The sequence below is a fragment of the Sphingomonas sp. ABOLE genome (genome assembly GCF_003950455.1).
GTDB lineage: Bacteria > Pseudomonadota > Alphaproteobacteria > Sphingomonadales > Sphingomonadaceae > Sphingomonas > Sphingomonas trueperi.
This window is the reverse complement of record NZ_QQWY01000037.1, coordinates 1-26,447: the sequence shown is the minus strand read 5'-3', so window position 1 is coordinate 26,447 and position 26,447 is coordinate 1. Positions and strand designations below refer to the sequence as shown.

General features: G+C 66.9%; 25 protein-coding genes and 1 pseudogene. 6 read left to right on the top strand and 20 right to left on the bottom strand.

What is annotated here, in order from left to right; genetic code table 11:
• Positions 1–71: 71 nt before the first annotated feature.
• Together CA234_RS18785 and CA234_RS18780 are read right to left on the bottom strand one after the other, a co-directional pair.
• Complete coding sequence (locus tag CA234_RS18785) at positions 72–869, bottom strand: MipA/OmpV family protein (protein ID WP_125974553.1); 798 nt, start codon at positions 867–869, stop codon at positions 72–74.
• 144 nt (positions 870–1,013) lie between these two features.
• Positions 1,014–2,285, bottom strand: coding sequence for an MFS transporter (locus CA234_RS18780; protein WP_241213581.1), 1,272 nt, complete (start codon positions 2,283–2,285; stop codon positions 1,014–1,016).
• Positions 2,286–2,382: 97 nt separating this feature from the next.
• Between CA234_RS18780 and CA234_RS18775 the strand changes: the two genes are divergently transcribed.
• Both CA234_RS18775 and CA234_RS18770 read left to right on the top strand, forming a co-directional pair.
• Positions 2,383–3,396: an AraC family transcriptional regulator gene (locus tag CA234_RS18775; RefSeq protein WP_241213580.1), complete on the top strand. Its 1,014-nt coding sequence runs from the start codon at positions 2,383–2,385 to the stop codon at positions 3,394–3,396.
• Positions 3,397–3,509: 113 nt separating this feature from the next.
• Complete coding sequence (locus CA234_RS18770) at positions 3,510–4,424, top strand: SDR family oxidoreductase (protein WP_126002473.1); 915 nt, start codon at positions 3,510–3,512, stop codon at positions 4,422–4,424.
• A gap of 45 nt (positions 4,425–4,469) precedes the next feature.
• Here CA234_RS18770 and CA234_RS18765 read toward each other — a convergent pair whose 3' ends face one another.
• Positions 4,470–5,375: a LysR family transcriptional regulator gene (locus CA234_RS18765; protein WP_126002472.1), complete on the bottom strand. Its 906-nt coding sequence runs from the start codon at positions 5,373–5,375 to the stop codon at positions 4,470–4,472.
• Between the two features lie 144 nt (positions 5,376–5,519).
• On the opposite strand from CA234_RS18765, the gene CA234_RS18760 reads away from it, so the two are divergent.
• The gene (locus CA234_RS18760; RefSeq protein ID WP_125974561.1) at positions 5,520–6,020 is read left to right on the top strand and encodes a DoxX family protein; all 501 of its coding nucleotides are present in this window, start codon (positions 5,520–5,522) and stop codon (positions 6,018–6,020) included.
• 41 nt (positions 6,021–6,061) lie between these two features.
• Here the strand turns inward: CA234_RS18760 and CA234_RS18755 are convergent, their stop codons facing one another.
• The 5 genes from CA234_RS18755 to CA234_RS18735 all read right to left on the bottom strand — a co-directional run bounded on the left by CA234_RS18755 (position 6,062) and on the right by CA234_RS18735 (position 11,345).
• A complete protein-coding gene (locus CA234_RS18755) occupies positions 6,062–8,374 on the bottom strand; it encodes a xanthine dehydrogenase family protein molybdopterin-binding subunit (protein WP_126002471.1) in 2,313 nt (770 codons plus the stop codon).
• Entirely contained in the window at positions 8,371–9,357 is a 987-nt protein-coding gene (locus CA234_RS18750) for a xanthine dehydrogenase family protein subunit M (RefSeq protein WP_125974565.1), read from the bottom strand. The genes CA234_RS18755 and CA234_RS18750 overlap by 4 nt, the downstream gene beginning before the upstream one ends.
• Entirely contained in the window at positions 9,354–9,863 is a 510-nt protein-coding gene (locus CA234_RS18745) for a 2Fe-2S iron-sulfur cluster-binding protein (protein ID WP_125974567.1), read from the bottom strand. Before CA234_RS18745 ends, CA234_RS18750 begins: the two co-directional genes overlap by 4 nt.
• A 73-nt stretch (positions 9,864–9,936) precedes the next feature.
• Positions 9,937–10,368 carry a MarR family transcriptional regulator gene (locus tag CA234_RS18740; RefSeq protein ID WP_126002470.1) on the bottom strand — a complete coding sequence of 144 codons (432 nt, stop codon included), beginning with the start codon at positions 10,366–10,368 and terminating at the stop codon, positions 9,937–9,939.
• A gap of 41 nt (positions 10,369–10,409) precedes the next feature.
• Positions 10,410–11,345: a LysR family transcriptional regulator gene (locus tag CA234_RS18735; RefSeq protein ID WP_125974571.1), complete on the bottom strand. Its 936-nt coding sequence runs from the start codon at positions 11,343–11,345 to the stop codon at positions 10,410–10,412.
• A 90-nt stretch (positions 11,346–11,435) separates the two neighbouring features.
• Between CA234_RS18735 and CA234_RS18730 the strand changes: the two genes are divergently transcribed.
• On the top strand, positions 11,436–11,849 hold the full coding sequence (locus CA234_RS18730) for a hypothetical protein (protein WP_125974573.1): 414 nt from the start codon (positions 11,436–11,438) through the stop codon (positions 11,847–11,849).
• A 395-nt stretch (positions 11,850–12,244) separates the two neighbouring features.
• Here the strand turns inward: CA234_RS18730 and CA234_RS18725 are convergent, their stop codons facing one another.
• A complete protein-coding gene (locus CA234_RS18725) occupies positions 12,245–12,469 on the bottom strand; it encodes a DUF2274 domain-containing protein (protein WP_126002469.1) in 225 nt (74 codons plus the stop codon).
• 42 nt (positions 12,470–12,511) lie between these two features.
• Here CA234_RS18725 and CA234_RS18715 point away from each other — a divergent pair, with 42 nt between their 5' ends.
• Together CA234_RS18715 and CA234_RS25025 are read left to right on the top strand one after the other, a co-directional pair.
• A complete protein-coding gene (locus CA234_RS18715; protein ID WP_164521869.1) occupies positions 12,512–13,183 on the top strand; it encodes an EH signature domain-containing protein in 672 nt (223 codons plus the stop codon).
• Between the two features lie 460 nt (positions 13,184–13,643).
• A pseudogene (locus CA234_RS25025) lies at positions 13,644–13,787 on the top strand (IS3 family transposase); the annotation flags it as partial.
• Between the two features lie 235 nt (positions 13,788–14,022).
• Here the strand turns inward: CA234_RS25025 and CA234_RS18705 are convergent.
• From CA234_RS18705 to CA234_RS18660, 11 genes are all read right to left on the bottom strand, one after another.
• Positions 14,023–15,762 (bottom strand): tetratricopeptide repeat protein, encoded by a 1,740-nt coding sequence (locus tag CA234_RS18705; protein ID WP_126002466.1) that lies wholly within the window; start codon positions 15,760–15,762, stop codon positions 14,023–14,025.
• On the bottom strand, positions 15,762–17,003 hold the full coding sequence (locus CA234_RS18700) for a hypothetical protein (protein WP_126002465.1): 1,242 nt from the start codon (positions 17,001–17,003) through the stop codon (positions 15,762–15,764). The genes CA234_RS18705 and CA234_RS18700 overlap by 1 nt, the downstream gene beginning before the upstream one ends.
• Positions 17,000–17,488, bottom strand: coding sequence for a nuclear transport factor 2 family protein (locus tag CA234_RS18695; RefSeq protein WP_126002464.1), 489 nt, complete (start codon positions 17,486–17,488; stop codon positions 17,000–17,002). The genes CA234_RS18700 and CA234_RS18695 overlap by 4 nt, the downstream gene beginning before the upstream one ends.
• Before the next feature lie 518 nt (positions 17,489–18,006).
• On the bottom strand, positions 18,007–19,158 hold the full coding sequence (locus CA234_RS18690; protein WP_164521868.1) for an ABC transporter permease: 1,152 nt from the start codon (positions 19,156–19,158) through the stop codon (positions 18,007–18,009).
• A gap of 31 nt (positions 19,159–19,189) precedes the next feature.
• Positions 19,190–20,344, bottom strand: coding sequence for an FtsX-like permease family protein (locus tag CA234_RS18685; RefSeq protein WP_126002463.1), 1,155 nt, complete (start codon positions 20,342–20,344; stop codon positions 19,190–19,192).
• Positions 20,345–20,346: 2 nt separating this feature from the next.
• The gene (locus CA234_RS18680) at positions 20,347–21,063 is read right to left on the bottom strand and encodes an ABC transporter ATP-binding protein (protein WP_241213579.1); all 717 of its coding nucleotides are present in this window, start codon (positions 21,061–21,063) and stop codon (positions 20,347–20,349) included.
• Complete coding sequence (locus tag CA234_RS18675) at positions 21,060–22,094, bottom strand: efflux RND transporter periplasmic adaptor subunit (protein ID WP_164521867.1); 1,035 nt, start codon at positions 22,092–22,094, stop codon at positions 21,060–21,062. The genes CA234_RS18680 and CA234_RS18675 overlap by 4 nt, the downstream gene beginning before the upstream one ends.
• A complete protein-coding gene (locus tag CA234_RS24450; RefSeq protein ID WP_164521866.1) occupies positions 22,091–22,573 on the bottom strand; it encodes a hypothetical protein in 483 nt (160 codons plus the stop codon). The genes CA234_RS18675 and CA234_RS24450 overlap by 4 nt, the downstream gene beginning before the upstream one ends.
• Positions 22,570–24,345, bottom strand: coding sequence for an ABC transporter ATP-binding protein (locus tag CA234_RS18670; protein WP_125974593.1), 1,776 nt, complete (start codon positions 24,343–24,345; stop codon positions 22,570–22,572). The genes CA234_RS24450 and CA234_RS18670 overlap by 4 nt, the downstream gene beginning before the upstream one ends.
• Positions 24,342–25,259, bottom strand: a complete 918-nt coding sequence (locus CA234_RS18665) for a transposase (RefSeq protein ID WP_125974595.1) — start codon at positions 25,257–25,259, stop codon at positions 24,342–24,344. Before CA234_RS18665 ends, CA234_RS18670 begins: the two co-directional genes overlap by 4 nt.
• Before the next feature lie 28 nt (positions 25,260–25,287).
• A complete protein-coding gene (locus CA234_RS18660; protein WP_125974597.1) occupies positions 25,288–26,271 on the bottom strand; it encodes a HEAT repeat domain-containing protein in 984 nt (327 codons plus the stop codon).
• Between the last annotated feature and the right edge of the window lie 176 nt (positions 26,272–26,447).

Genomic DNA, 26,447 nt, shown 5'->3' with positions numbered 1-26,447 from the left:
GGCTCCAGTCGGGTGTTGGTCGCCAAGGCGAGCCCGGCGCCGGCCGTCCTCGGCCTGCGCCGGGGCTGCGGTCAGAAACGATAGGCGAGCATCAGGCCGGCGATCGGCTGCCAGCGGCTGCCTTCGCGCGTGACCGGGCTGTCGGCGGCATCGCCCACGAGATAGCCGGCGCTGGCATGGGCGATCACGCCCAAATGGCGATCGAACCAATAGCCCGCCGTCACCCCGCCGCCGACATCGCGCAGCCCCGATCCCGGACGGTAAGGCGCGAGTCCGCTTGCCGCCGCGCCACCTGCGTCGATGCCGAAATAGGTGCGGGTATATTTCGCATCCGCCCAGGTCGTCCGCAGGTCGAAGGACAGGAACAGGTCGGAGCGCTGCACGGCGGCGTAGGAGGCGCTCGCCGTCGCCAGCAGACCGTCATGCGTATCCGACACGTCATGCACGACGGACAATTCGAGCTGCACCCCGCCCTGCCCCTGGGCATTGCCGCCGATCCGGTAGCCGACGAACCCGCCCGCCTCGACCGCGGTGCCGATCTCGGGAAGCCGGCCGAGCCGCCCGTCCACATCCTGTCGCGGCAGGCGCGGGCCGATCACCGGCCCGGCAGCGAAGCGTGGATCGGACACCAGATCGACACGCGCGCCATTGCCGCGGAGCTGGAAGTTGACCCCGCGCCAGCGGATGTCGGCAGTGGCGAAGGGAAAGGGGCGCACGTCGCCGGCGCCGTCGAACTCGGGAACCACCCCGGCACCGAGCGCGACCATGCCATGGGCGCCGCCGACCTCGGCGGGGGCTTGCTGGGCATAGGCGGTCGCGCTGGTCAGCGCAGTGGTCCAGGCAAAGGAAAGCAGCAGCAGAATACGCATGGTCGAAACTCCTCGTCATGGGGGTAGCCGCCGGAGGCGGGGGGGGGGTGGCCTCCGGCGGCGATTCGAGGGATCGCCCACCACCCAGGGGCGGCGGTGGGTGATCCCTCGGCGGGTCTGCGGTCGGGAGCCGCAGGCCCGATCTCAGGCCATCGCCGGTTTCCCGGCGCCGGCGATATGGCGGTTGGCGACCAGCATGGCCGCGGCAGTCATCGCGCTGGCGATCGGCACGAGCAGCAGGCCGAAGCGCAGGCCGTGGCGGATGCCCGCGTCGCCTGCGGCATCGCTCGCCGCGCCGACCAGCATCGGCGCCAGCGTCGGCCCCAGCAGTCCCGACGCGATCAGGACCATGCTCGAGGCCATCGCCTGATGGCCGGCGCCGGCGACCAGATGCGCGGCACCGAAGGCCCCGGGCAACATGAAGGCGAAGGACAGCATGGTCGGCACCAACAGCGCGATCGCGAGCCAGCCGATCGGCACGAACAGCGCGGCACTGGCAGCGGCGCCCGCGACAAGGAACAACGTCGCCGGTGTCGCGAGCAGGCGGCGATTGCCCGCGCTGCGCCGCCGATCGAAATCGCGCCCGCCCAGCAGCGTGCCGACCAGCCCCATGCCGCCCTGGAGCAGCCCGAAGGCGAGGCCCGCCTGCGCGGCGCTGAACCCATGGACACGGATCAGGAAGCTCGCGGCAAAGGCGTAGAAAGGCGCGGACGCAAAGCCGACGCCGACCGCCGCAAGGAGCAGCCAGCGAAACGCGCGCGATGCCAGCAACACCCTGCCCGTCTTCAGGAACGGGACGCTTTCCCCTTGCTCCCGCAACGGCGGGGTCGGGCCCAGGCCGGCGAGCAGGATCGCCAAGACGGCCCCCGCGACACCGGCGCCTAGCAGCGCCGTCCGCCAACCATGCGCATCGGCGACGACACCGCCTAGCGAGAAGCCCAGCATCGTGCCGAGCGGAATGCCCATCGAAAACAGCCCGAGTGCGCGGCCGCGGCGATCCGGTGCGATTCGCCGGGCGATCAGCGCATGCGCGGCGGGGATCGCGCCGGCCTCGCCGATCGCAACGCCGAAGCGGCTGGCGGTGAGCGCGGCGAAGCTGGTGGCGAGCCCGCCCAGCCCGGTCATCGCGCTCCAGAACAGGACGCAGCCGAGCAAGACCAGCCTCGGCGAGCCGCGATCGGCCGCGCGGGCGATCGGCAGCGAAAAGAGCGTATAGCAAAGCGCCGATGCCAGACCGGTCACCAGGCCGATCTGCACATCACTAAGAACAAGGTCGCGCTTTATCGGCTCTATCAAGATAAACGGCAATATCCTGTCGATCTGACAGACGATACTTACCAGCAACAGCGTTCCGCCAAATCTAACTTCTCCTAATCCACGAAGATGAAGTTCACCATACGCTACGACATCGCCCATGGATTGGTGCAAATTTCGGGTTGACGGGATCGCTGGATCTGTCATCTTCGGGAAACACCTCGGCTTATCTGCGCCATCAAGTTAGAAGGTGTCTTCGATGACCAGAATGCCGGAAACCGCGAAAATCTTGCCTTTTCCTCCAAATGGCGCCGCGCGTGGCGGGGCCGCGCACGCCCGGCCCATCGCGCCGCCGGACGATCGCGCCGCCGCAGCGTTGCGGGAGGCGGTGTACGCGCACATCGATGCGGGGGGCGGCGGCGAGGGGCTGTTCCCGCTGCCGGCGCCGGAAGTGCACGTCATCCGCGCGATGCGCCACGTGCCCGCGAACCGGCAGATCTATCGGCCGTCGCTGTGCGTGGTGGTCGAGGGTCTCAAGCAGATCGAGTTCGGCGACGACTCGCTCGAATATGGCGCGATGGAATGCCTGATCGTCAACATGGAGATGCCGGCGTCGGGCCGCATCGTCGGGGCGTCGCCGGGGGGGCCCTTCGTCGGCATGACGATCGACTTCAACCTGGAACTGCTGCGCGAGGTGCTCGAACAGCTCGACCAGCGGCCCAAGCCCGGCAAGCATGACGGACCCAGCATCTTCGTGACGCGGGTGACCGACTCGCTCGCCGATTGCCTAGTCCGCATGCTGCGGCTGACCAAGACGCCCGAGGCGGTGCCGATCCTCTTCCCCTCGTTGATGCGCGAGGTCTATTACTGGCTGCTGACCGGGCCGCTGGGCGGGGAGATCTGCAAGCAGCTCATCGCCGACACGCATCTCGAGCGGATCACCCGCGCGATCCGGCTGCTGCGCGAACGCTTCGCCGAGAAGTTGCGGATCGAGGATCTCGCGGAGGCCGCGGGCATGAGCCCCTCGTCCTTCCACCAGCATTTCAAGACGCTGACGCTGATGACGCCGATCCAGTTCCAGAAGCAACTGCGGCTGATGGAGGCGCGCCGGCTGATGCTGGACAATGCGGCGAACGTGACCGCGGCGGCCTATCAGGTCGGCTATGAAAGCACGTCGCAGTTCACGCGCGAATATAGCCGCACCTTTGGCATCGCACCGAAGCGCGACGTGCTGGAGCGCAAGGCGCTGATGGCGGCGGTCGCCAGGCGGTAGCGCAAGCTCCGCCACGAAAGCGAGGATCGGACAGGTTTTCTGTGGCTTCGGGCAAGCGGGGCGCCGGGCGTCCCGCTATCCCGGCGGCAGTTGCACTCGATCCGAGAACAGACATGAATCGCTGGACCGCCGCCGACATCCCTCCGCAGCATGGCCGCTCGGCCGTCGTCACCGGCACCGGGGGCCTGGCCCTGGAGGACGCCCGGGCGCTCGCCGGCGCGGGCGCCGCGGTGGTGATCGCCGGCCGTAATCCCGACAAGGGCGCGCAGGCGGTTGCCGCCGTGCACGCGGCGGCCCCGGGCGCGACGGTACGGTTCGAACTTCTCGACCTCGCCAGCCTGGAATCGGTCGCGCGGTTCGCCGAGCGCCTGGCGGACCGGCAGGAGGGGCTGGACCTCCTGATCAACAACGCCGCGGTCATGGCACCGCCGGCGCGGCTGGAGACCAGCGACGGCTTCGAACTGCAGTTCGGCACCAATTATCTCGGTCATTTCGCGCTGACCGCCCGGCTGCTGCCGCTGCTCAAGCGGGGAATGCAGCCGCGGGTGGTGACACTGAGCAGCGTCGCCGCACGCGGCGGCGCGATCGCTTTCGAGGACCTGCAGGCCGAGCACAGCTATCGGCCGATGCCGGTCTACAGCCAGTCCAAGCTGGCCTGCCTCTTGTTCGCGCTGGAGCTCAGCCGGCAAAGCCATTGGCACGGCTGGGGCGTTGCCAGCATGGCGGCGCATCCCGGCATCACGCGCACGGACCTGATCGCGAACGGCGCGGGTCCGCACAGCGTCTCCGGGCGGCTACGGCGCTTCCTGCCCTTCCTGTTCCAGCCCGCATGGCAGGGCGCACTGCCGACGCTCTTTGCCGCCACCGATCCCTGCGCGCAGGACGGCGGCTATTACGGCCCCCACGCCCTGGGCGGCACGCGCGGCTATCCCACGCTCGAAAAGCCTCCTGCCCGGACGCTCGACGGGGCTGCGGCGGCACGCCTGTGGGAGGAGTCGTGCAGGCTCGCGGGCGTGCGGTTCGCTTGAGCCGCTTCCTGCATTGCTCGTTCGCAGGACGGGACCAGAGGCGGCTTACAGCCGCTCCTCTGCCTGAAGTCGCTCGAACAAGGCGACCAGCCAGTCGGCGAACACCCTGGTCCGCGGCGATACGGTGCGGTGGCCGGGGTGCAGCACCGATATCGGCATAGGCGGCGGCGGAAACTGCGCGAGGACAGGAACCAGCGCGCCCGCATCGATCTGGTGCTGCACGCGATAGCGCGGAACCTGAATCAGTCCGAGACCGGCAACGCCCGCCGCCGTGTAGAGCTCGGCCCCGCGAACGGTGACGTCGAACGGCAGCAGCACCTCTCGCGTCCCTCCGTCGACGATGAAGTCGAGCGCGTACGGCTGTCCGGAGGCGGACGCGGCGTAGGCGACCATCCGATGCCTGGGAAGGTCCTCCAGCGCCGACGGCATGCCGAAACGGTCGAGATAGCCGGGGCTCGCCAAGGTCGCCTGCTCGGCGTCCGCCACCTTTCGGCCCACGAGGGAGGAGTCGGGCAGGACCCCCGCCCGCAGCACGCAGTCGATGCCTTCCTCGACCAGATCCACCATGCGATCGGTCTCGCTCAGCCGGAGCTCGATCGCCGGATGCTGGCGCAGGAAGTCGGGGAGCGCCGGCAGCACGAAGAACCGCGCGAGCGTGCCCTGCATGTCGACGCACAACGGCCCCTTGGGTTCGGATGGCCGAAATCCACTTTCGATCTCGTCGAGGTCCGCCAGAAGCTGGACGCATCGCCCATAGTAGCCAATGCCGTCGTCCGTCGGCCGGACAGCGCGGGTCGTGCGCTCGAGCAGCCGTGTGCCGAGATGCCCTTCCAGTTGCTGGATGGCGCGCGTGACCGTGGCGCGGGGAAACCCCAAGTCTCTCGCCGCGCCTGCGAAATTTCCGCGTTCCACGATCCGGACGAAGAGCCGCATGGTGTCGAAGCGATCCATGCGTCCTCGGATGCGCCAATACGTATCGCACATCAAGAAGTGATTGTTGCCGCATTTGGAATGGTGAGTTCAACTCCTGCGGCCTTGAGCACTCAAGCTACCGCGATACTGTTGTCTCCAACGAAACATGTAAAGGAGTTGGACATGCCGGCCCCATCCTTCCGCGCGACGACACATGCACCTCCTTCGCTCTCCCCCGCCCCCGAAGGTTTTTACGCCCGCGGGCGCGTGGCCAGCTATGTTCTGCTCCGGACGACCTTCGGCATCACCATCATGACCCACGGCTTGCCGAAGCTGACCGGCAGCGCGCATGGCTCCATGGCCGATCCCATGGCGGGTTCGGTCAACCTGATCGAGAATGTGCTGGGCCTGCCCTTCGCGCCGCAACTTGCATTGTTCGTGGCGCTGCTCGAAAGCTTTGGCGGGTTGGCGATCGCCATCGGCTTCGCGACGCGACTGTTCGCGCCGATGCTCGCGGTCCAGATGGTGGCGATCTGCCTTGCGCTGGGGCCGACCTATCCCTGGATCGATCGGGGCATCGAATATCCGATTATCCTCGGCGTCGTCGCGCTGCACATCGCCATGAACGGGGCAGTCGCCTGGTCCATCGATACCCGCTTGGCGAGATCTGCTCGGGGTGCTTGACGGACCTCCCCCGGATCGGCGGGACCGCGCCGATCCACAGGCTAGAACAGCTTGTCGAGCGTAAGCGGCAGGTCCCGGACCCGCTTGCCCGTCGCGTTGAACACCGCATTGGCGACCGCCGCCGCCACGCCGGTCGTGCCGATCTCGCCGATCCCGCGCGCGCCGAGCGGGGTGCGGGGATCGGGGATGTCGGTCCACAGCACGTCGATGTCGGGCACGTCGAGATGCACGGGCACGTGATAGTCGGCGAGCGACGTGCTCATGATGCGGCCGGTCCGCTCGTCGAGCAGCGTCTCCTCGGTCAGCGCCATGCCCAGGCCCATGATCATCCCGCCCTTGAACTGGCTGGCCGCGGTCTTGGCGTTGAGGATCCGGCCGCAGTCGAACGCGCCGACCAGCCGATCGACGCGGATCTCACCGGTGACCTCGCTGACGCGCAGCTCGCAGAAGATCGCCGAGGTGCTGTGCATCGAATATTTCAGCACCTCGAGCGGCGCACCGCTTTCGCCGATCGCGCTCAGTTCGCCCCGCCCTGCCCGACGCAGGATCGAGGCAAAGCTCTCGTGGCGCGCGGGATCCTCGACGCTGCGCAGGCCGCCTTCGGCGAACTCGATCTCGTTCGGCTTGAGGCCGGCCAGCGGCGTGTCGTTGCCCGCCAGCCGCATCAGCTGGATCGCGAGCTTTCCGCTCGCCGCGCTGATCGCCGCCGCCAGCGACGCGGTCTGCGACGATCCGCCGGCAAAGCTGGCGAAAGGCAGGCGCGAATCCCCGATCGCCACCGTGACGCGCTCGAGCGGCAGGCCCAGCCGATCGGCGGCATGCTGGCGCTGGACCGTCGCGGTACCCATCCCCATTTCCTGCGCGGCGCTGGCGACATGGGCGTCGCCATTTGCGTCAAGGGTGATCCGGGCGGAGGTGCCGGGCATGCGGGTGAAGGGAAAGGTGCCGGTGGCGCAGCCTATGCCGATCCACCACTCGCCGTCGCGCCGGGTGCAGGGCCGCGGCGCGCGCCGGTGCCAGCCGATCCGCGCCGCGCCCAGGTCATAGGCCTCCATCATCGCGCTCTGCGAATGGGGCGCCCCGCTCACCGGATCGCAGGTCGCGGCGTTGCGGCGCCGCAATTCGATGGGATCCATGCCGAGCGCATGGGCCAGTTCGTCCATCGCGCACTCGATCGCGAAGGTGCCCGGCGTCTCGCCCGGGCCGCGCATGAAGCTGTTCGCCAGCAGGTCCAGCTCGACATTGTGCTGGACGATGTCGAAGCTCTCGCAGGCATAGAGCGAGCGGCCGGTGAGGCTGAACCCTTCGTCGCAGACGCTGTGCCGCGGCTTCACGCCATAGCCATGGTGCAGCAGCGCGGTGAGTTTGCCGTCCGCATCGGCCGCCAGCGCCACGCGCTGCTCGGTCCGGGTGCGCCCGCCGATCAGCCGGTGCATGCTCGCGCGGGACAGCGCGACCCGCACCGGGCGCCCCGCGAGCTTCGCCGCCGCCACGCCGAGGATCTGGTGATCCCACAGCGCCTTTGCGCCGAACCCGCCGCCGACATAGGGCGAGCTGACATGGACATCCTCCGCCTTCAGCCCGAACACCTTGGCGAGCGAGCCTGCGGTGGCGTGGATCATCTGGGTCGCGTCGTGCACGATCAGCTTGCCGTCACGCCACGCGATCGTCGCAGCATGCGGCTCGATTGGGGCATGGCTCTCCCAAGGCGTCGTATACACGCCGTCGATCGTGACCGCCGCCTGCGCGAACTTCTGGCCGGCATTGCCCTTGTCGAGGCGGTTGCGCTCGACGAGGATCGACTCCGGCATGCTTGCGCTGGTCTTGCCCTCCTCGAAGCGCGTCCGGGCCGGCGCGGCATCGTAGCGCACGCGGACCAGGCTGGCGGCATGATCGGCCTGCTCGCGCGTCTCCGCGAGCACCACCGCGACAACCTGCCCGTTCCAGTGGATCTCGGGATCCTGCAGGATGGGCAGCGTGTGATTGCCCGCCGCCTTGAGATTGGTCAGCCCGATCGGCGGCGGCACGCCGATCCTGGGCGCATTGCGATAGGTCATGACCAGCGCGACGCCGGGCGCTGCTTCCGCATCCGACACGTCCAGATCCGCGATCCGACCGCGCGCGATCGTCGAATGGACGAAGGCGGCGTAGAGCAGGTCCTCCATCGCTACTTCGGCGGCGAAGCGTGCCGCCCCGCGCACCTTGTCGGGCCCGTCGATCCGCGACTGCTGCCCGCCGAGCGCCACGCGCTTGTCGATCAGCGGATCGGGCGTGCCGCCGGGCAGCCAGCTTGCCGGCACCTGGCCGAGGACGGCGCGCACGCCGCCGATGATCGCATTCTGCAGCTTGGTCATGCGCGCGCTCCTGCAAGGGTGGTCAGGACGGCGACCACCGTGCGTTCGACGAGGCCGATCTTGAAGCCATTGCCGGACAGCGGCCGGGCGTCAGCCAGTTCCTCGCGGATCGCGGCCAGGAGCGCCTCGGGGGTCGGCGCGAGGCCGATCAGCGCCGCCTCGGCTCGCCGTGCCCGCCATGGCTTGGCGGCAACGCCGCCGAGTGCGATCCGGGCTTCGCGGACCCGCCCCTCGGCGAGCCCCAGCCCGCCCGCGACCGACACCACCGCGAACGCATAGCTGGAGCGATCCCGGACCTTGCGATAGTCCGACCGCACCATCGCATCGGACGGCGGCGGCAGTTCTACGCCGGTGATCAACTCGCCCGGCTGCAGCACGGTCTCCACCTGCGGCGTGGCGCCCGGCAGGACATGCAAGTCGGTTAGCGGCACCGATCGATCGCCGCCGGGTCCCGAGAGGTGAACGACGGCGTCGAGCATCGCGAGCGCGACGCACATGTCCGAAGGATGGGTGGCAACGCACTGGTCCGAGGCGCCGAGGATCGCATGATAGCGGTCGAACCCCTCGCGCGCGTCGCAGCCGGCGCCCGGCTGGCGCTTGTTGCAGCGTGCGCCGTCGACGTCGTAGAAATACATGCAGCGTGTCCGCTGAAGAATATTGCCCCCAACGGTCGCCATGTTGCGGATCTGCGCCGATGCGCCGGCGAGCAGGGCGCGGGCGAGCACCGGATAGCGGCGGCGCACGAGCGGGTGCGCGGCAAGCGCGGCGTTGGTGACCGCGGCGTCGATGAACAGCTCGCCGCCATCGCTTTCGCGGACGTCCCCGTCCAAGCGGCTTACATCAACCAACTCGCTTGCCTGTTCGACATTCTGGCGCAGCAGATCGACCAGGTTGGTGCCGCCGCCCAGGCAGCGCGCGCCGTTTACCACCCGCGCCAGCGCATCCGCCCGATCGCCGGCGCGGACATAGCACAGCGGCGTCATGCCGCGGTCTCCGCCAGCATCGCCTCGATCGCCTCGACGATCCCGTTATGCGCGCCGCACCGGCAGAGATTGCCGCTCATCCGCTCGCGAATTTCCTCCCGCGTCACAGCGGCCGGCCCCGCCGCGATGTCCGGGGTAACGTAGCTCGGGTCGCCCCGCCGCAGTTCCTCCGCCATGGCGATCGCCGAGCAGATCTGGCCCGGCGTGCAATAGCCACACTGCAGGCCGTCATGCTCGACAAAGCCCCGCTGCAGCACATGCAGCTCGCCTGCCGCGCCGGCGATTCCCTCGATCGTGCGGACCTCGCGCCCCTCCGCCTGGGCGGCGAGCGTGAGGCAAGACAGGACGCGATTTCCGTCGAGAAGGACCGTGCAGGCACCGCAGGCGCCCTGGTCGCATCCCTTTTTGGTGCCGGTAAGGTGGAGATGCTCGCGCAACAGGTCGAGCAGCGAGACGCGGGCGTCCTCGGGCGCTGGAACCTCTGTATCGTTGACCCGTATCGGCATGGTTCGGCTCCGTCCGCTGGCGCGACGCTGCAGTGGCAGCATCCCCGCAACGATACAACGAACTTCGGATTATTCAACTATCGTCATACACGATCTTCCCGATCATTGCGATGAACGGGTCGCGCTCGTTGGGCGCCAATCGCGACAGCATCAGCAGATCCAGTTGGCGATAGGCATCCACCAAGCCGCGCGCACAGGCCGCGCCGGCCTCGGACAGAGACAGCGCCACCGCACGCCGATCGGCCTCGATGCGCTCGCGCTTGAGGAAGCCGCGTTTCACCAGCCGGTCTGTGGCCGAAGACAGGGTGGTCGTCGGCACGCCCAGGAAGCGCGCGACATCGGTCGGGCCGCAACCCGCATGCTCCGCGACATAGAGCAGGACCGCCTTGTCCAGCTCGGCGAGCGGCCGCTCGGAACGAAGCGCGTCGGCCAGCTTGTAGCGGCGGCCGAAGGTTTCGAACGCGGCGCCCAGTGCGGCAAGCTGGTCTTCGGTAGGTTCACGCATCCGCTCCGCATATCGCGTGCCGGCGGGGCTTGGCCAGTGGCTCAGCCGAGATAGCGCCAGTCCGTTGCCGCCGCCTTCAGCCCGTCCAGCACCGAGCGGACCCGCAAGGGGGTATGGCGCCGCTCCAGGCGCACCGCGTGGATCGGTGTTTCCTGCACGCGCCACGCGCGCAGAAGCTCGACGACGCGTCCGTCGCGCAAGGGACCACGGCCGACCCAGGCCGGCACCCAGGCGAGCCCGAGCCCTTGCCGCATCATCGACCAGATCGCCCCTAGGTCCTCCACCACGATGCGCGGGCGCGGCAGGTGCCGAACCACGACGCCGCTGTCCGGATCGGCGAATTGCCACGCCATCACGCGGCCCGAGCCGGGATCGCGAAAGCCGATCTGGTGGTGCGCGTCGAGGTCCGCCGGCGATTGCGGCGTGCCCATGATCTCCACATAGCGCGGCGTCGCGCACAGCACCCAGGGGAAGCTGCCCAGTGGCGTCGAGACGACATTGGCATAGCCGGCGAGCGCGCCGAACCGGATCGCGATGTCAATGCCCTCGGCGGCGAGATCGAGCGTGCCGTCGTCTATCTTGAGCTCCAGCTCGATGTCCGCGTTCGCGCGAAGAAGAGCGGGCACCTGCCGCGCCAGCCTCGCGCGGAGGAAAGGCGCCGGCGCGCTCAGCCGGATGCGCCCGCCGGACCCGCTCGCCTTCGCGTGATCGAGCAGGGCCTCCAACCTCTCGGCCTCGCGGAGCAGATCGCGCGCGCCTTCGAACAGGCGTTCGCCCTCGGGCGTCAGCGAGATCGCATGGGTGGTGCGATGGAGCAGCCGCACCCCGTTCGCCTTCTCGAAGCGCGAGACGGCCTTGGACAGGGCCGAGGTCGTCGTGCCCGCGCGACGCGCCGCCTCCGCGAACGAGCCGGCATCCACCACCCGCGCGAAATGCAGCAGGTTCAACAGTCGCTGGACATGGGGCGGTGTGGACATGGTGGCAACTCGATCCTGCTCCCAGCATCCCTACACGTGCCCCGTGCGCATCGCGATACTCGCTGCAACGAAACTTGGAGGCACAAGTACATGCACGCAAACGAGCTCGACGACGCAGCCCTGGACGCGGCCGCGCAGGCCATCGGCGAGGGGCCCGTGGCGATGGTGAACCTGGTGAAGTTCCGCGAGGCGCCCGACTATCCCGAGGGTTTCGCGGAAGCAAAGCCGGACTCTCGCAGTGGCTATTATGAAGGATATGTCGGCGGTTTCCGCGCCGCGTGCGAAGCCACTGGCGTGATACCGGAGCTGCTCTATGCAGGCCAGCGGGTCCACAACCTGCTCGCCGGACCGGACGACCACTGGGACGACATCGTCGTCGTCCGCTACGACAGCTTCGCCGACCTCCGGACGATACTCGATAGCGACGTATACGCCCGCCACGCCAAGCCGCATCGCTTCGCCGCGATCGCAGACTGGCGCTTCATCGCGACACGGGCGCGCTGACGGGGCATGTTGCTATAGCGGCAACACCGTCGCGCCTGAGCAACCGCGCATGGAAGATAGCCGCAGGCGGCCATGGGAAGGTAAAATCTTAAAGGGGATACAAAGCGACAGATGATGCCCGTTTAGCCTCCCATGGCTTGTTTCCGCGAAGCTCATCACAAGCAGTATTACTATACAAGCAGGAGTTCTGGATCCTTTCGCAAAGCTCCTGCCGCCGCGCGGCAAGAGAGGCTCAGACGACGGTACGCCCGGTAGGCCGCCAATGGTTCTGCGGTCCCGCGCTGGGGAAATCAAACTCGGCCAGTTGCATTCAGTATCGGGCTTCGTTCCCTGGAAAGTAGGCCACCATAATCTGGCTCAATGTAATTGATCGTTCCTCCAGATGGGCGCTCACCCTAGCCCCGGCGGTTTGCTCCATTTGCCCTTGCGAAACTGCGGTCGCTCTCAAGGAAGGACGCGAGCATCGCTGGTATCAGATCCGTTACCGCCTCCTTCTGCCCATAGGTATCGGCATATAGCGCAGCATAGTCCTGCAGCCGCTGGTGCAGGTCGGGCGTGATGAGGATCGCCAGCTTGACGGGCTTCCGATCCGGCAGCTTGGCGAGTTTCAGGTCAGGCATGTGGGCCTCCTATCCGCGCCAGGGCGCGAGGATCAGGTCCTTGTGGACCACGAGCAGCACATTCGTGCCGGGGCGAACTGTCAGCGTCGGCTGGATGTTGAGATTGCGGGAGGTGATCCGCGGGTTGCGCCGCAACGCTGGGCCGCACTACGCCGCGATGTGCTGGCGATGTTCCCGGACGCCCAGGTCGACGCTGCCTTCGCCGTGCTGCGCGGCTGGCTGGTACGCGCGACCGTCCGGGAGTTCTTCTCGGTGGTGGCGAAAACGGTCGAGCGGCGCGACCAATGGAAGGAACGCACCGATTTCTGGCTGGCGTACCTCGACGCCGGGTTCATCACTGACGCATGGTTCGCGTTCGGCTCGCAGGCGGAGCGGCTTGCGCGCAAGTTCATGGACGACCAGGCAATCGCCTATGCGACGCTCGAAGGCGGTGGTGCCACGACGGCTCAGTCGGCATTAATCTTCTCGATCGGCGACACTCGCATCGCCGAATGGAGCGATAACGGCAGTTGCCGTTTCTGGCGGGCAGCGGACCCGAAGGCGCCAAGTCTTTACCAGCGTCGCTACCAAGGGCCGGCTTTGCGAACCATGGCGGCCGGCGAAGGCTTCCGTGCGATTCCGCACAATCCACCCAATGGCTGGCAGCCGAAGTTCGCGCGGCAGGTCTATCAGAGCGCTGGCGTGCAGCACCCCAGGCATGGAGCAGGATGGTGAGTAGTCCCGACTTGCGGTTCGAAGCGCGGCATGAGGATGGGCGCGAGCGGATCGAGCTGATCCGCGTCGAGGGCGGCCGTTTTCTTGGCAAGGGGACGCGCTCGCTGATCCCCGTCGACGACTGGATAATCCAAGCCCCGACTGCGGCGCGTCCGGCGGTCGCACGGTTGCTGCAGGCGATCGGCGATGGCAACAATGCGCCCGATGGCTCGGCACAGGCCGAAGCCTCGGACAATGCCGTGTGTCTTCACCCTGGCCTGGTTGCCCAGCTGACCGAAGGTGAAGCCACAAGCCTTGGTCTTCCGCCGGTGGCACGTCTCGCCCTCAACCTGCAATCGATCGGGGTCGCCCATCAGGACGATTTCCGCATCGAGACGCGCTGGACACGGCCGAACGGTCTGCCTGCCGGGGTCAAGCAGAGCGGTGCGCGCGCACATTTCGAAGCCAAGGAGTGGCGGATCTCGGCGTCAGCCAGCACTCGCTGTATGCTTGGAAACGACAGCTGGCTAGACAGGTATCCGGCGATGCCGGCAAGGATGCCGAGATCCGCCAGTTGAAGCGCGAACCGGCCCGGGTGAGCGAGGAGCGCGACATCCTAAAAAAAGCCACCGCGTATTTCGCTCGAGCACCAGCGCTTGCAGCACCGCAAGATCGCCGCTTAATATCAACCCCCAGGACGAAGCCCGCTCTCCGCCAATTTACGCTGCGATCTGCGCCAAATGTTCTGACGACGGACAGGATGAATCACATTTCTCGTATCAACGAAGTCCCGCTTCTTGGATTCCAACCTTTTGATACGGAGTGCATGATCCACCTCCGCCCAGCGCCAATGCAAATCGCTATGCCGCTCGTAGATGACTGGCAGCTTCTATGTCTTGGGCCATCAATGCTTCGAAGCCCATCGCCCGATGCACTTCGGATCGACTGATGTAGAGATCCGGCTCCATCGGCAACATTTCGATGGCGCGGTCCATGTCTGCGAGCGCGCGCACATATTCCTGTCGGTCGAAAAGCAAGACGGCGCGGTTCACGCGCGCTTCCGGCCGGTTGGGATCGAGCAGAAGAGCGGCATCGAGATCCTGCAGCTGACGGTCGCTTGCCCCCAAGGATTCCAGCACTTCTGCGCGCATCAGCAGCACGTCAACCTGATTGGGATCGAGCTCAAGGCTTCGATCGAACGCAGCTGAGGCTTGCTCAAACGCCCCCATCCGCGCCATGCAGACGCCGATGTTGTGGAATACCTCCGGATAGGGCGCGCTGTAGCGCACCGCCTCCGAGTAGCGCGCGATCGCCCCCTCTAGCCGGCCGGCGCGGAGCAGCAGATTTCCACTCTCGTTGTGATATTCGGAATAATAGGGGTCCATCTCGATGCTGAGATCGTAAAAGCGCAGCGCCTCCTCGAGATTGCCGAGCATCGCGTGCACCTGCGCCGTGTTGTAGTGCAGAACGGAGCGATGAAGCCGGTGCGCGTCCTCAGACAAGGCGCGGCTGAGCAGTTCGAGTCCCGAGGTGCACAGGTCGATCGCTTCCTGGGGGCGCCCCTGCCGCACACGCAGGAAAGCGAGACCATTGTCGATGAAAACCGAATAGAAAGCGTGATCGGCGGCCCCCAGCACCTCCTGCGCCAATGCGATCGCTTGCCGCGCGGCAAGGAGATGTCGCTCGGCCTGATCAACATCCTTTTGGGCGGCATAGCGCAGGTGCACCATGCCCATGAGGTAGTGCATCTTGGCACGTAGATCCGGGCGGGTCAGCCTGGGCGCGGTTGCGTCTTCCACAAGAGCCCGCGCCGCGTCGAGCCGACCGGTCATCACCAGCCCCTGGAAAAGGTTGCCGACATAGTTCCAGCGCGCTTCCTGGTCGTCGCCGGCCAGCGTGTCGAGATGAGCCATCACCCTGTCGGCGAAGCTGCCCGCTTCGTGGTAGAAGCCAAGATGATTGTAGAGGCACAGCGCCCGAAGCGCGACCCGCGCTGCCGCGGTTTCGTCGCCGCGCCGGAGATGATGGGCGATCAGCGCGGGGTGATGCGCTTCGATCACGTCCATGTCGAGAAGATGCGCCGGTCCGCTGGCGATAACCGCCTCGGCGGCAGACGTATCAACCGGAGGAAGGGTTTGGGCGCTTGTCGTGCCGTGCTCGACACGGATGCCCGCATTTGGACCTCGCCTCGCCAGCTCGACCAGAAATCGCTGCGAAAGATGCTGCGCAGCATCGGGGCACAGCGCCACGACCACCAGTTCGGTTTCGGTCTCGATCTCCCGTCGCCAAGCGATGAGGAAATCGATCAAGCCGTGAACAATGCGATAGGCACGGTCGAGCGGGTAGTTGCGGGTCTTTTCGAGGCCGCTCGCAGTGTCGGTAAGCGATGCATAGGCGAGCGGGATCGCCTGCCGATGGGCACGCAGTACGAAATGAAGTTCATAGGCGTGTCGATCGATGATCGCGTCTGCGCCACGATCGCGCAACTCCTCATAGGCACGCCCGACCAAGTCCTCTACCCCAGCCCAGACACCCCCCCGCGCGAAGCGCATGTCCAGCGTGCAGCGCTGCGTCGATTCAGAAGATTCCGACTTGGTCATCACTGGGTATCCTTCGGTTTCTGATGCCTGAATTTGGGAAGCAGCCACAGCGCGAGCCCTGCCGCCACGAGCAGCATGGAAAGCCCGGCGAAGATTGCCGCGTCTAGGCCGCGCAGTACGGGTGCGTTGGGGTCCTGGATGGTCTGCCAGGCGCGCTCGGCATATCGCGCCAGCGTCGGCAGCACGACGAGGAACAAGGTCGCGAGCGCGAGGATGCGCCCCATGATCCACACGGCCACGAAGCAACGGACCATTCGAAGATAGCGCGCCGGCGTGCCGTCCGCCTCGCCCGACTGACGCCGACCGAAGCGGCCTGCGGTCCAGAGATGGACGTTGCCAGCGATATAGTCTCGCGCGGCCCCGTCGAGATTGGGGTGCCCCGACCAGTTCGACAGGATATAATAGACGTCGGTGCGCAGGAAGAGATTGAACTGCCACGCGACCGTCACCGCGATCTGCAGCACCAGCGCCTGCAGCAGCGCGACCGCGAAGACCGGCGCATCGGCCAGCGAAAGCGCCGTGATCAGGATGGTGACGAGGGACACCACCAGCAGATCGACAAGCATCCCGGCTAGAAGGGGCAGATACCGCCGCGCCCGCGGCAGCGCGAAGATGCCGGACAGGTCCGCCTCGAAGACCAAGTTCCAGAGGCGGGTTCCAATCCCGAGGCGGCTGGCTACACCTTCGCGGGCCGCGGCGAGCATGTGTCCCAGCTCATGCAGGCCCGTCGCGGCGGAGGAAAGGACGAGCAGCAATATCAGCGTCGCCGCCAGATTGTCCTCGATGAAAAAGGCGTCCGCGTGCAGCCGGGCGACGGGAAAGCGGACGGCACAGACCAGTCCCGCCGCCACCACCAGCCCGTACAGCGCTACGGCGCCCCGCGAGAAGAAGCGTTCCGCCGTCGCACGCGAGACCGAAAAGCCCAAGGTCCGCGCGGGCGCGCTCGACGGCCCCGCCGCCGGGGTCTCGTCGCCAGGGCGGGCGAAGCCGATTTCGATCAGCGTGGCGAGGAAGTCGTCGAGATCGATATCCTCGCCGGTGCCCTCACCCGACATCAGGCGGCGGATGTCATCGGGCGTGCGCCCTTCCTGCAGCTGACGGAGCAGCGCCACCCCTTCCGCCGGAAATTGGTAGAAGGCGCCGAGCTGCTGATTGCCAACCAGGAACCCCTCCCCTTCCGGCTGGACCGTCAGCGGAATCAACGCGAAGCGGCTGCTTCCGTCGATGGTGGCGACAGTCATTTCGCCGCGGTCCGAATGGGGGTGTATTGGGCGCTTGCGATACGCCAGCCGCTCGCATTCTGTCGCAGCACATAGGTCGCGCGCATCAACATCGGCGGGCGCTGCGGTGCCGCTTCCGGGGCAGAAAAGGAGAGCCGGACGATGACGACGGCATTCGATCCGTCGACCCGGGCCAGCGGCTCCGTCACGGCCACCTGCGGCGCGGGACGACGGTTGGCCGGATCGTAGAAGCGGAGCACCGCGTCGCGGTGATCGACCTCGCCGACCGGAGAGACCTCGACATAGTCGTCGGCAAGCACCTTGGCCAAGGCCTGCGAGTCGAAGCCCGCCTCCGCCCGCACGGCCGCCTCGATCACCGCGACCAACGGGCTGTCGGCGGCGGGAGAAGCGAATTCCTCGCGCGGCACAACGGGCGCGACCGGCGACAGGGGAGCGCTGAAAAACGCGACGAGTCCGAGGGCTACCTCAAGAAAGCTGTTCGACATGCGCCATTTCCTCCGTGTGGCCGAAGCCAATTCTTCGCGGGTTTTCCTCTGCCGAAACCAGAAAGCCGACGTCCCCCGAGAAATCCTCGGGAGACGTCCAGCAAAAAGGAAGTCAGTAGGGCCAGCAGGTCCAGATCGGATACAGCGCAACCGACGTGGTCTTGAGGTCCTGGACCTTCACGACAGAAATCTTTTTCATAAATTTCTCCATTGTTGGGCGCGTTCCAACATCCCCCCTGGCCCATGCCCATACACCAGGCGATGTCCAGATCTTCGATGAATCCATCTCGATCCGGCAAGAGAAAGTTGCCAACCTTAAAGGTAATAGTAAAGTCAAGTTACTCCCAATATAGGAGCATCACTACCCTCGATATTTAAATTTTTAATGCATGCAAATGTCGACGCCGCCGCCATGGAAACCAGTGACAGCGACGTCTTGAAAGCAATCTGGCGATATTGTTCGCATGGCTCAGCCCGGCCCGCGCCGGCACAGCTGAGACTTTATGGTGAAATCGACCTCATGCCCCGGGAGCCGCGGCGAGCGGACGGCGCGCCGCTCGCCATGCCGGCAGTGCGCCGCCCAGTATCGCCACCACCAGCGCCACTACCACCGATTGAAGGATGTCGGATACGCCAAGGTCGAACCGAAACATTACCTGCGACAGATTGCCGCCGATCGTGCTCGCGCTTCGGCCGTTGAGGAACGCCAGCGAAAGGGAAATCGCGGCAGCACAGCCGATCAGCACAAGCACGATGGCTTCCGCCATGGTGCTGAGGAACACCGGGAGTCCACGATAACCCAGGATACGCAGCGTGCGTATCTCCTCGGAGCGTGCGGAAACCGAGGTGAACATCGTGTTCAGGGCTCCGGCCAGCGCACCAATGGCCATGGCGATGCCGAGCGGCCAGCCGATGAATAGTATCAGCTTGCCCATGTTGCGTGCCTGGACCGCGAAATAGTCCTTCTCCGACCGCGCTGTGAGCTTCGACGCGGATTCCGCTGCCAGATAGCGCTGGAGCGGCAGGAGCGCCCCAGCGTTGGCCAATCGTACCCGCACCGACTGGACCGCTCCGCTCGATCCGAAGAATTGGGCGACGAGCGTGCGATCCGCCCAAACTTCGGATTCCGCCGCCGATCCGCCGGCGTCGAAGATGCCGACGACCTTCCATGCCATGCCCGCGAGCCGGATGCTGCGCCCCAGCTTCAGATCGCGGTAGCGCGCCGCAAGCGAGGCACCGACGACCAGCTCGTTGCTTCCGGGTGCGAACATTCGGCCGGCAGCCAGCCGCGCGAGCGGCCGCACCGCCAAGCCCTGCGTCGCCATGCCGCGGAGCGACAGATTGGCCTCTGTCCCCTGATCGTCCACGGCGCTGATCGTCGCAAAATTCTCCGGCGAGATCAGCGGGCCGCCCGGGCCATGCGCGATGCCGGGCGCGTTTTGCAATTGCGCGAGCCGATTGATGTCGATCGCACTGGCGAATTCGGATGGCGATCCCTCGGCGAGAATGATCGCGGCCTGGTCGGATCCAGCGCCGGCGACGGTCGAGCGGAAACCCGAGGCCATCGCCAGGAACCCGAGCAGGACCAACGTCGCCAGCGCAATCCCGAATATGGCCGCGAGCGACATCCGGGCGCGCGACGGCAGCCCAAGCAAGGCGATCCGGGCCACGGCACCGACCTGACGGACATGGCTGAACATTTCAGACCCTTCCCAATGCGGTTACGATATCGAGGCGGGCAGCCTTGACCACCGGCAACAGGCCGGTCAGCAGGACGAGGCCGCCGGCCAGCAGCGCGGCGATCCCGAGCGTGGTCGGCCCGATCGCCAGCCCCGGCAGCATGTCCTTCGTGGCGCTCGCGACCGCAGTCACGATCAGCAGCGCCAGGCTCATCCCGACGGCAGCCCCCGCGAGCGTGATCAGCGCGACTTCGCCGACGACGATCCGCGCCACCCGCCCACCCGAGAAGCCCAGCGTCTTGAGCACACCGATCTCGCGCGTGCGTTCGCCCACCATGAAGATCAGCGTGTTGCCGACGATGCAGAGGATGACGAGGAATGCCGCTCCCACGACCAGGCGGATGATCAGGACGACATCGCCGATCTGCGACAGGAATGCACGGCCCAGCGCCGCCTCGCTCTGCGTGCGGGTCGCCGCCGCGGAGTTGGCGTAGGATGCGTCGATCGCGCGGGCCATCGCATCGTTGGCGGTCACGTCACGTCCCTGCACCATGATCCAGTTGGCGCGATCCCGGCCGGTCAGCAGTGCATCGTTGAAATAGTCGTAGTGCCCGGCGACGGCGAGTTCGGGGCCGCCAGGCTTCGCGGCGCGGTAGATCCCGGCGACCCTGAAGGACCAGCTTCGCGTCCCGTCGGTACGCAGGTCGTTCAGGCTCTGGAGCGTCACCAGGTCGCCGCGCTTCCAGCCGTTGCGGGTCGCAAGTGCCTGCCCGACCAGCAGGCCGTCGCGCGTCGCGACGAAGCGCGCGCGATCCTCGGCGGAAACGACCGCGCTGTCCTCGGAAAGGGTCAGATAGATCGCCGGGTCGACCATCACCGCCGACAGGACATCCTTCGGCTCGCGCCAATAGGCGATCGCCAGCCGCACGGGCGTTGCCGCCGCGACATTGGGCTGTTGCCGGATATCCGCCAGATAGGCGATCGGTAGCGTCTGCTGCAGTCCGTTGCGGTTAACGATCATCATCCGCTCATGCGCGCCCGGCTGGTCCTCCATGCGGAAAGCGGCGCCGACCGCGCTCAGCACGCCGAAGATCAGGAACGCGATGGCGATGCACGCGACCATCAGCACCAGCCGCACCGGATTGCGCAGCGCGTTGCGCGCGACGAGCGTAGACATCCTCATGCGGCGATCGCTTCGTCGACGAAGCGCCCCTTCTCCAGGTGAAGCGTCAGATCCGCCGCGCGTGCGGCAACCGGGTCGTGGGTGACCATGACGATGGTCTTCCCCAACTCGCTCGACAGCAGGCGCAGGATCTCGAGCACGCGGTCGGCGCTGGGCCGATCCAGGTCGCCGGTCGGTTCGTCGGCGAGAATCAGCTTGGGATCGGCGACGAGCGCGCGCGCGATCGCGACGCGCTGCTGCTGGCCGCCGGAAAGTTCGCGGGGCCGGTGCTTCATCCGGTCCGCCAGCCCGACAACGTCCAGCGCCGTTTCCACCCGCCGGCGCCGTTCGCTCGCGCCCATCGGCTGCAACAGCAGGGGCAACTCGACATTCTGCGCCGCTGTCAGCATCGGCATCAGGTTGTAGAACTGGAAGATGAAGCCCAGCGTCCGTGCCCGCCATCCGGCCAGCGCCGCCTCGCCGTAACGGTCGATCCGCTCACCATCGATCGACAGCATGCCGCCCGAGGGCCGGTCGATGCCCGCCAGCATGTTGAGCAGCGTCGTCTTGCCGGACCCGGACGGCCCCATCAATGCGACGAAGCGACCGCAGGGAATGGACAGCGACAGGTCATCGAAGATGGGCACGACGGTCTCGCCTCGGCTGTAGCGCTTCGACAGGCGGGAAATCTCGATGAGCGGTGTCGGCGCCGATATGGTCTGCATCATGTTCATTGCCTCGATCCTGTGTTGGACGCGGAAGGGAGGAAGGCGGCCTTGGCGGCCATCTGCGGCAGGATGCGCGGATCGCGCCGCACCAGCGCGATGTTGACGCGCACCGTCGCGCGGTTGCGATCGGCGGACGGCACGATCGCGGAAACCCTCGCGTCGAAGGTTTCGCCGGGCAGCGCATCGAAGCTCAGCGTCACGGGCTGGCCGGCGCGGACCTTGCCGATGTAGGCCTCGTTCACGTCGGCCTCGACGTGCAGGCTTGCCATGTCGACGATGGTGACGATGCCGGTGCGGGTAAACCCGCCGCCGGCCGAGATAGGAGAGACCAGCTCGCCAACTTCGGCGTTCTTGTCGATCACCACGCCGGAAAACGGTGCCCGGATCGCGAAACGGCCCAGCGTCACCTCGGCCGCACGCACCGACGCGCTCGCCCCGGCCAGTGCGGCCTCGGCAGCGGCGACACGCGCACCCAGCATACCGCTTTCCGCCGCGCTGGCGTCCAGGGACGCCCGGGTGGTGAAACCGCGCGCGCTCAGCGCCTGCTGCCGGGCGAGCGTGGCCGCCGCCTGGGTGCGCTGGAAGTGGATGCCGGCGAGTTGCTGCTGCGCTTCGGCCTGCGCCGCCCGGGCACGACCAAGCGCGGCGCGCGCGTCGGCGTCGTCGACATGCGCGATCACCTGCCCGGCGCGGACGCGATCGCCCTCGCGCACCAGGATCTCCCGGATCTGCCCGGTCACCTGGGAGCCAATCGTGCCGCTGCGCTGGGGCACGACGAACCCGGCGGCGACCAGCGCGGCTGCCGGTGCGGCGACGGGCGCCGCCTGCGCCGCCGGCGCAACGGACGGAGGCGCGACCGCCTTCTTTCGCGTCGCCACGCCCAGCGCGGCAGCGGCCGCGACGAGGCCGATGCCCGCGGCAAGGGACATCCGCCCCCGCTGCGCGCGCGGGCGTGCCGGTTCGACGGCGGGCGCCCCCATCGCCGGCACCGCATCGAGCCGCAATTCGCGCAGCCGATCGACGACGGACGCGGTCACTTGCCCTGTCCCTTGCGCGCATAATGCGCGGAGACGCCGGCCCAACAGAGCCCGCCGATCACCGCGGGCACCAGATACAGCAGCGCCGGGCCGATCCCGACATGCCCGGCGAAGCTGCCCGTCACATCGTCGAAATAGTCGAGCGGCGCCACCATCAGCACCGCCAGCGCCGCCAGAACGCTCGCGCTCGGTCCCCGCACGATCCGCCCCCCGGGCAGGCGCGGCAAGGCGAACAGCCCGAGCAGGAACAGCGCCCCGAACGCGATCTTCGCATAAGGAGGGATCATGTCCGCGACATGGAAGATCGCCGCGGCGGCGGTGCGGAGGTCGCCCTCCCCGTCCAGCTGGCTCCAACGCAGCGCTGCCCCGGAATAGGTGAAGGCGGACCATCCCGCGACCCAGCCGATCAGCGTGGATTTATGCTGCGCCAGCACGGCCAGGGGACGGGACGCGCGGCGGGACAACAGCGTTGGGGTCATGCGATCTTCTCCTGTGCGAACTGGCGATGAGCGAAGCGGCGGTAGAGGCCCATGCCCAACAGCAGAGTATCGGGCGCGCCGCACTCGACGATCCGCCCGGCATCGAGCGAAACGATCTGGTCCATCGTCTCCAAGCCGGTCATGCGGTGGGTGACGAGGATGCAGGTGCGTCCGCGCATCAGCATGTCGAGCCCCTGCAAAACGAGATGCGCGTTTTCCTCGTCGAGGCTCGATGTCGCCTCGTCCAGAAGCAGGATCTCGGGGTCGCGCAGGAACATGCGCGCGATGGCGATGCGCTGGCGTTCGCCGCCGGAAAGCAGCACCCCACGTTCGCCGACGGGCGTATCCAGCCCCTCGGGGAGTGCGGCGACAAACGTGGCGGAACAGGATTGCGCCAGCGCCTCGGCGACCTGCTGCTCGCCGACGGGCCGATCGATTCCGTACAGCAGATTGTCGCGGATGCTCCCTGAAACCATCGGCGTCGACTGGGCGACATAGCCGATCCGCGCACGCCACTGGGCAAGCGGCAACGCCGCGATGTCCTGCACGCCGTAGCGAATGGTGCCGCGATCCGGCGCGTAGAAGCGCTCGATCAGGCCGAGCAGCGTCGACTTGCCAGAACCGCTCGGGCCGATCAGCGCCGTCCGCGTGCCCGGCGCAAAGGTCAGTCGGTCGATCGCGATCGTCGCACCGTCGCTGTCCCCGCCGTCGGCATAGGCGAAGCGAACGCCCTCGAACGCCAATATCTGCGGCAGCGCCGGCACGGCCGCGGCCGCGGCCGCGCGATCGGCCGCATCGGTTTCCGGCGGAAGGTCGAGCACTTCGATCAACCGCGCCGATGCGCCCCGCGCGGCGGACAGGCGCGAGACGAACGCCGTCAGCTGCGCCAGTGGCCCGACGACCGTGAAGATGTAGAGCAGGAAAGCCGTGAGCGTACCCGACGACAGCGTGCCTGCCGCCACCCGCATGCCGCCATAGGCAAGGATCGTCACCATCGCGAGCGTGACCGACAAGGTTACGATCGGGCTGAGCGCCGCCTCGATCCGGGCCGAACGGCACCCCAGCGCGAACAGCGACGCGACGCTGGCAGCGACCCCGCGCTGCTCGCGCGCTTCCGCGCCGAAAGTCTTCACCATCCGCACTTCGGCGAAGATCTGGGATAACCGGCCGCTCAGCCTCGCCGTCTCGTCCTGGGTGCGCGTTGCAATCCTGGCCGTGGTCAGAACCACCGGGAGCATGGCGAGAAACGCCAGCGCCACCGAGCCGAACAGGATGCCGGCCAGCCCCGCATCGGTCGCGAACAGGACGATCGCCGCGCCGACCAGCAACAATGCCGCCGAAGCCGCGGCCAGGCCCTCGCGCGAGATGACCTGCGCGACGGCCTTGGTGTCGTTCACCACCCAGCTGGTCACCGCGCCGCTCGACGATGTGTCGAAATAGGCGATCGGCGCGCGGACCAGCCGCTCGACGGTCGCTTCCTTCAACGCCGCGTCGAGCGCGAGACCCGCGCGCGCGGTGAGAAAGCGCGCGATCGCCGACGCCGTTGCCGACGCGAGCAGGACTAGCGCCAGCATCAAGGCGGGCCCATGCCAGGACGCGTCGGCGGCGCCCGCGCGATCGACGATCGAGCGCGTCAACAACGGAAAGCCGAGGGTACCGGCGACTTCGAGCAGGGTCAGCACGCCCGCCGCCGCCAGCGCAAGCCGGTCGAGGCGTACATGGCGCAGCACTGCCCGCAGGCCGGCGGCAGAAGCAGGCGCGGTCGCGATCACGCGCGTAGGCCTTCCAGGCGAGCGATCTTGTGCTTCGACCAGCCAGCAACGAGCGCACTGTCGCTGCGGGTGCCGCGCTCGAACACCGCGATCGTCGATTCCAGGTTGGGCTGGGTACCCGCCATCGCCTTGAGCGCGGAGAAGCGCACGCGCTCCGACAGGTGCGAGCGCGCGGTTTCGTGGAGATAATCCGCCGCGTCGCCATCGCCCAGCTGCGCGATCATCGGCATCAGGCAGGCCATCGACATGCGGTTGATCATCGTGCCGACCAGGTTGCGTTCGACATCGAAGCTGTACTGGTCAAGCACGCCGCCACGCACCGTCAGCTCCATGATGTTGAGGCTGATCGACATGCTTTCCGGCGGCAGCTGGTCATGGATGTCGACACAGGCGCGGTACAGCATCACCTTGCCTTCGTGCAGCGCGCTCTTCTCGACGAACTTCAGCGCCACCGGTTCGCCGGGATAGCCGGCGGTCTGCTCGTAATCATAGGTGTAGTAGTTGCTGCTGTAGCCCGGCCCGAAATAGCCCGAGGTCAGGAAGTTGAACGAGTGATCATGCGGGTGATGGTAGAAAAACTGTTCCGGCCCGCTCGCCCTGAGGATGTGATCCTGCGTCGCCGGCCAGAAGTTGGCACGCAGGAAGAAGGTCTGGAAGCGCCGGGTGGGCGCATAGAGCATGATGACCTGCGGACCGTAATTGTTGGTACCATTGCCGATCGAGGTGCGCTTCTTCAGTTCCTCGAGCGCCAGGTCGGACAGGAAGGTGCGGTTGTTGTTGAGCCGCTTGAGCATCGGCGCGACCGAAACCATCGCGTCATGATCGGCCGTGTCGATATCGGCGTCGTGCAGATACTCGACCAGTTCGTCGAGTTCGATTGCATCGGCCTGTGGGGCGTCGATTACCAGAGGCATGATGGGTCTCCGTGTCGGGAAAGCACGCTCACTCCGCCGCCAGGGCGGGCGCGACGTCGCTCAGATGGTGGATGGTCTTCTGCGCCGCGCGGCGCACCGCCGGATGCGGATCCTCGGCGCACATCCGCTCGAGGAGCGGCCAGGCGCGCTCCAGGTTGAGGCCCAGATATTCGCGCATCGCGTGCCAGCGCACATAATGCGAGGGGTGCGCGACGAGACGCTCCATCTGCTCCCCGGCGTCCTGCCGGCCAAACAGGCGCATCGCCGTCGCCAGCATCTGCAACCGGGTCGGCTCCTGCGCCGAGGATGCCGCGCCGACCAGGCTCCGGGAATCGACATCGAATTCCAGCGCCATCGGCAGTCCATGGCGATACATCTGCACCTGCAGGACCAGCGCATGGGCGCCGACCTTCGACGTGTATTCGAACGCTTCATCGGCGCCGAAATGGAAGGTATCGCCCGGCTCGCACACAAGCGAAGGGCCCTCGCGATACGTCTTTCCGCTCGTCGCCAGATCGTCTTCGTCGGCGAACGGATCCATCTTCCAGGTCTGCAGCGTGAAGTCGCGGGCGCGATAGATCTTGAGGAAGGTGTGCTGCCCGCCAAAGGTCAGCGTCCGCCGATCGCCGGGCGTGCGCCGCTTCGCCATGTCGATTTCGAACCCGTCGAGGCCCAGCAGCATCGCGCTGAACTGATCGGTCGACACCAGCACCATGCCGCCGAAGAACTCGCCGCTGATCGGCTGGAACGACGATCCGTAGAACGGATTGCGGGCGGCACACGCCCGCTCCTCGGCCACGATCTTGCGAATGCGATCTTCGGTGAAGAATTCGCTGCAAAGCGCGAACACTTCCTCCGGCGTCATGTCACGCTTGTCCTGCAGAGACCGTTTGAGATCCCCGAAGCCGAGCGCGCGATTGTAATAGAGGACGCTGCGCTCGTTGTCGTCGAGCAGCGTCTGGCGAAAATCGGGGTGCCGCACGACCGACAGCACATCCTGAAGGTTCTTCATGACCGCCGCTCCGCGTTCAAAAGGGGCCGGGCATCAAAATGGCGATGATGATGCTCACATCCGGATCGATGACCGTCGGCCGCATCCGCGGACCGCCCGGTCCGGCGACGTCGAGATCAAGAGCAGGCAAGGTTTCAACCGAGGTGTTCATGGCGTGATACTCCCCTGTCGGTGAC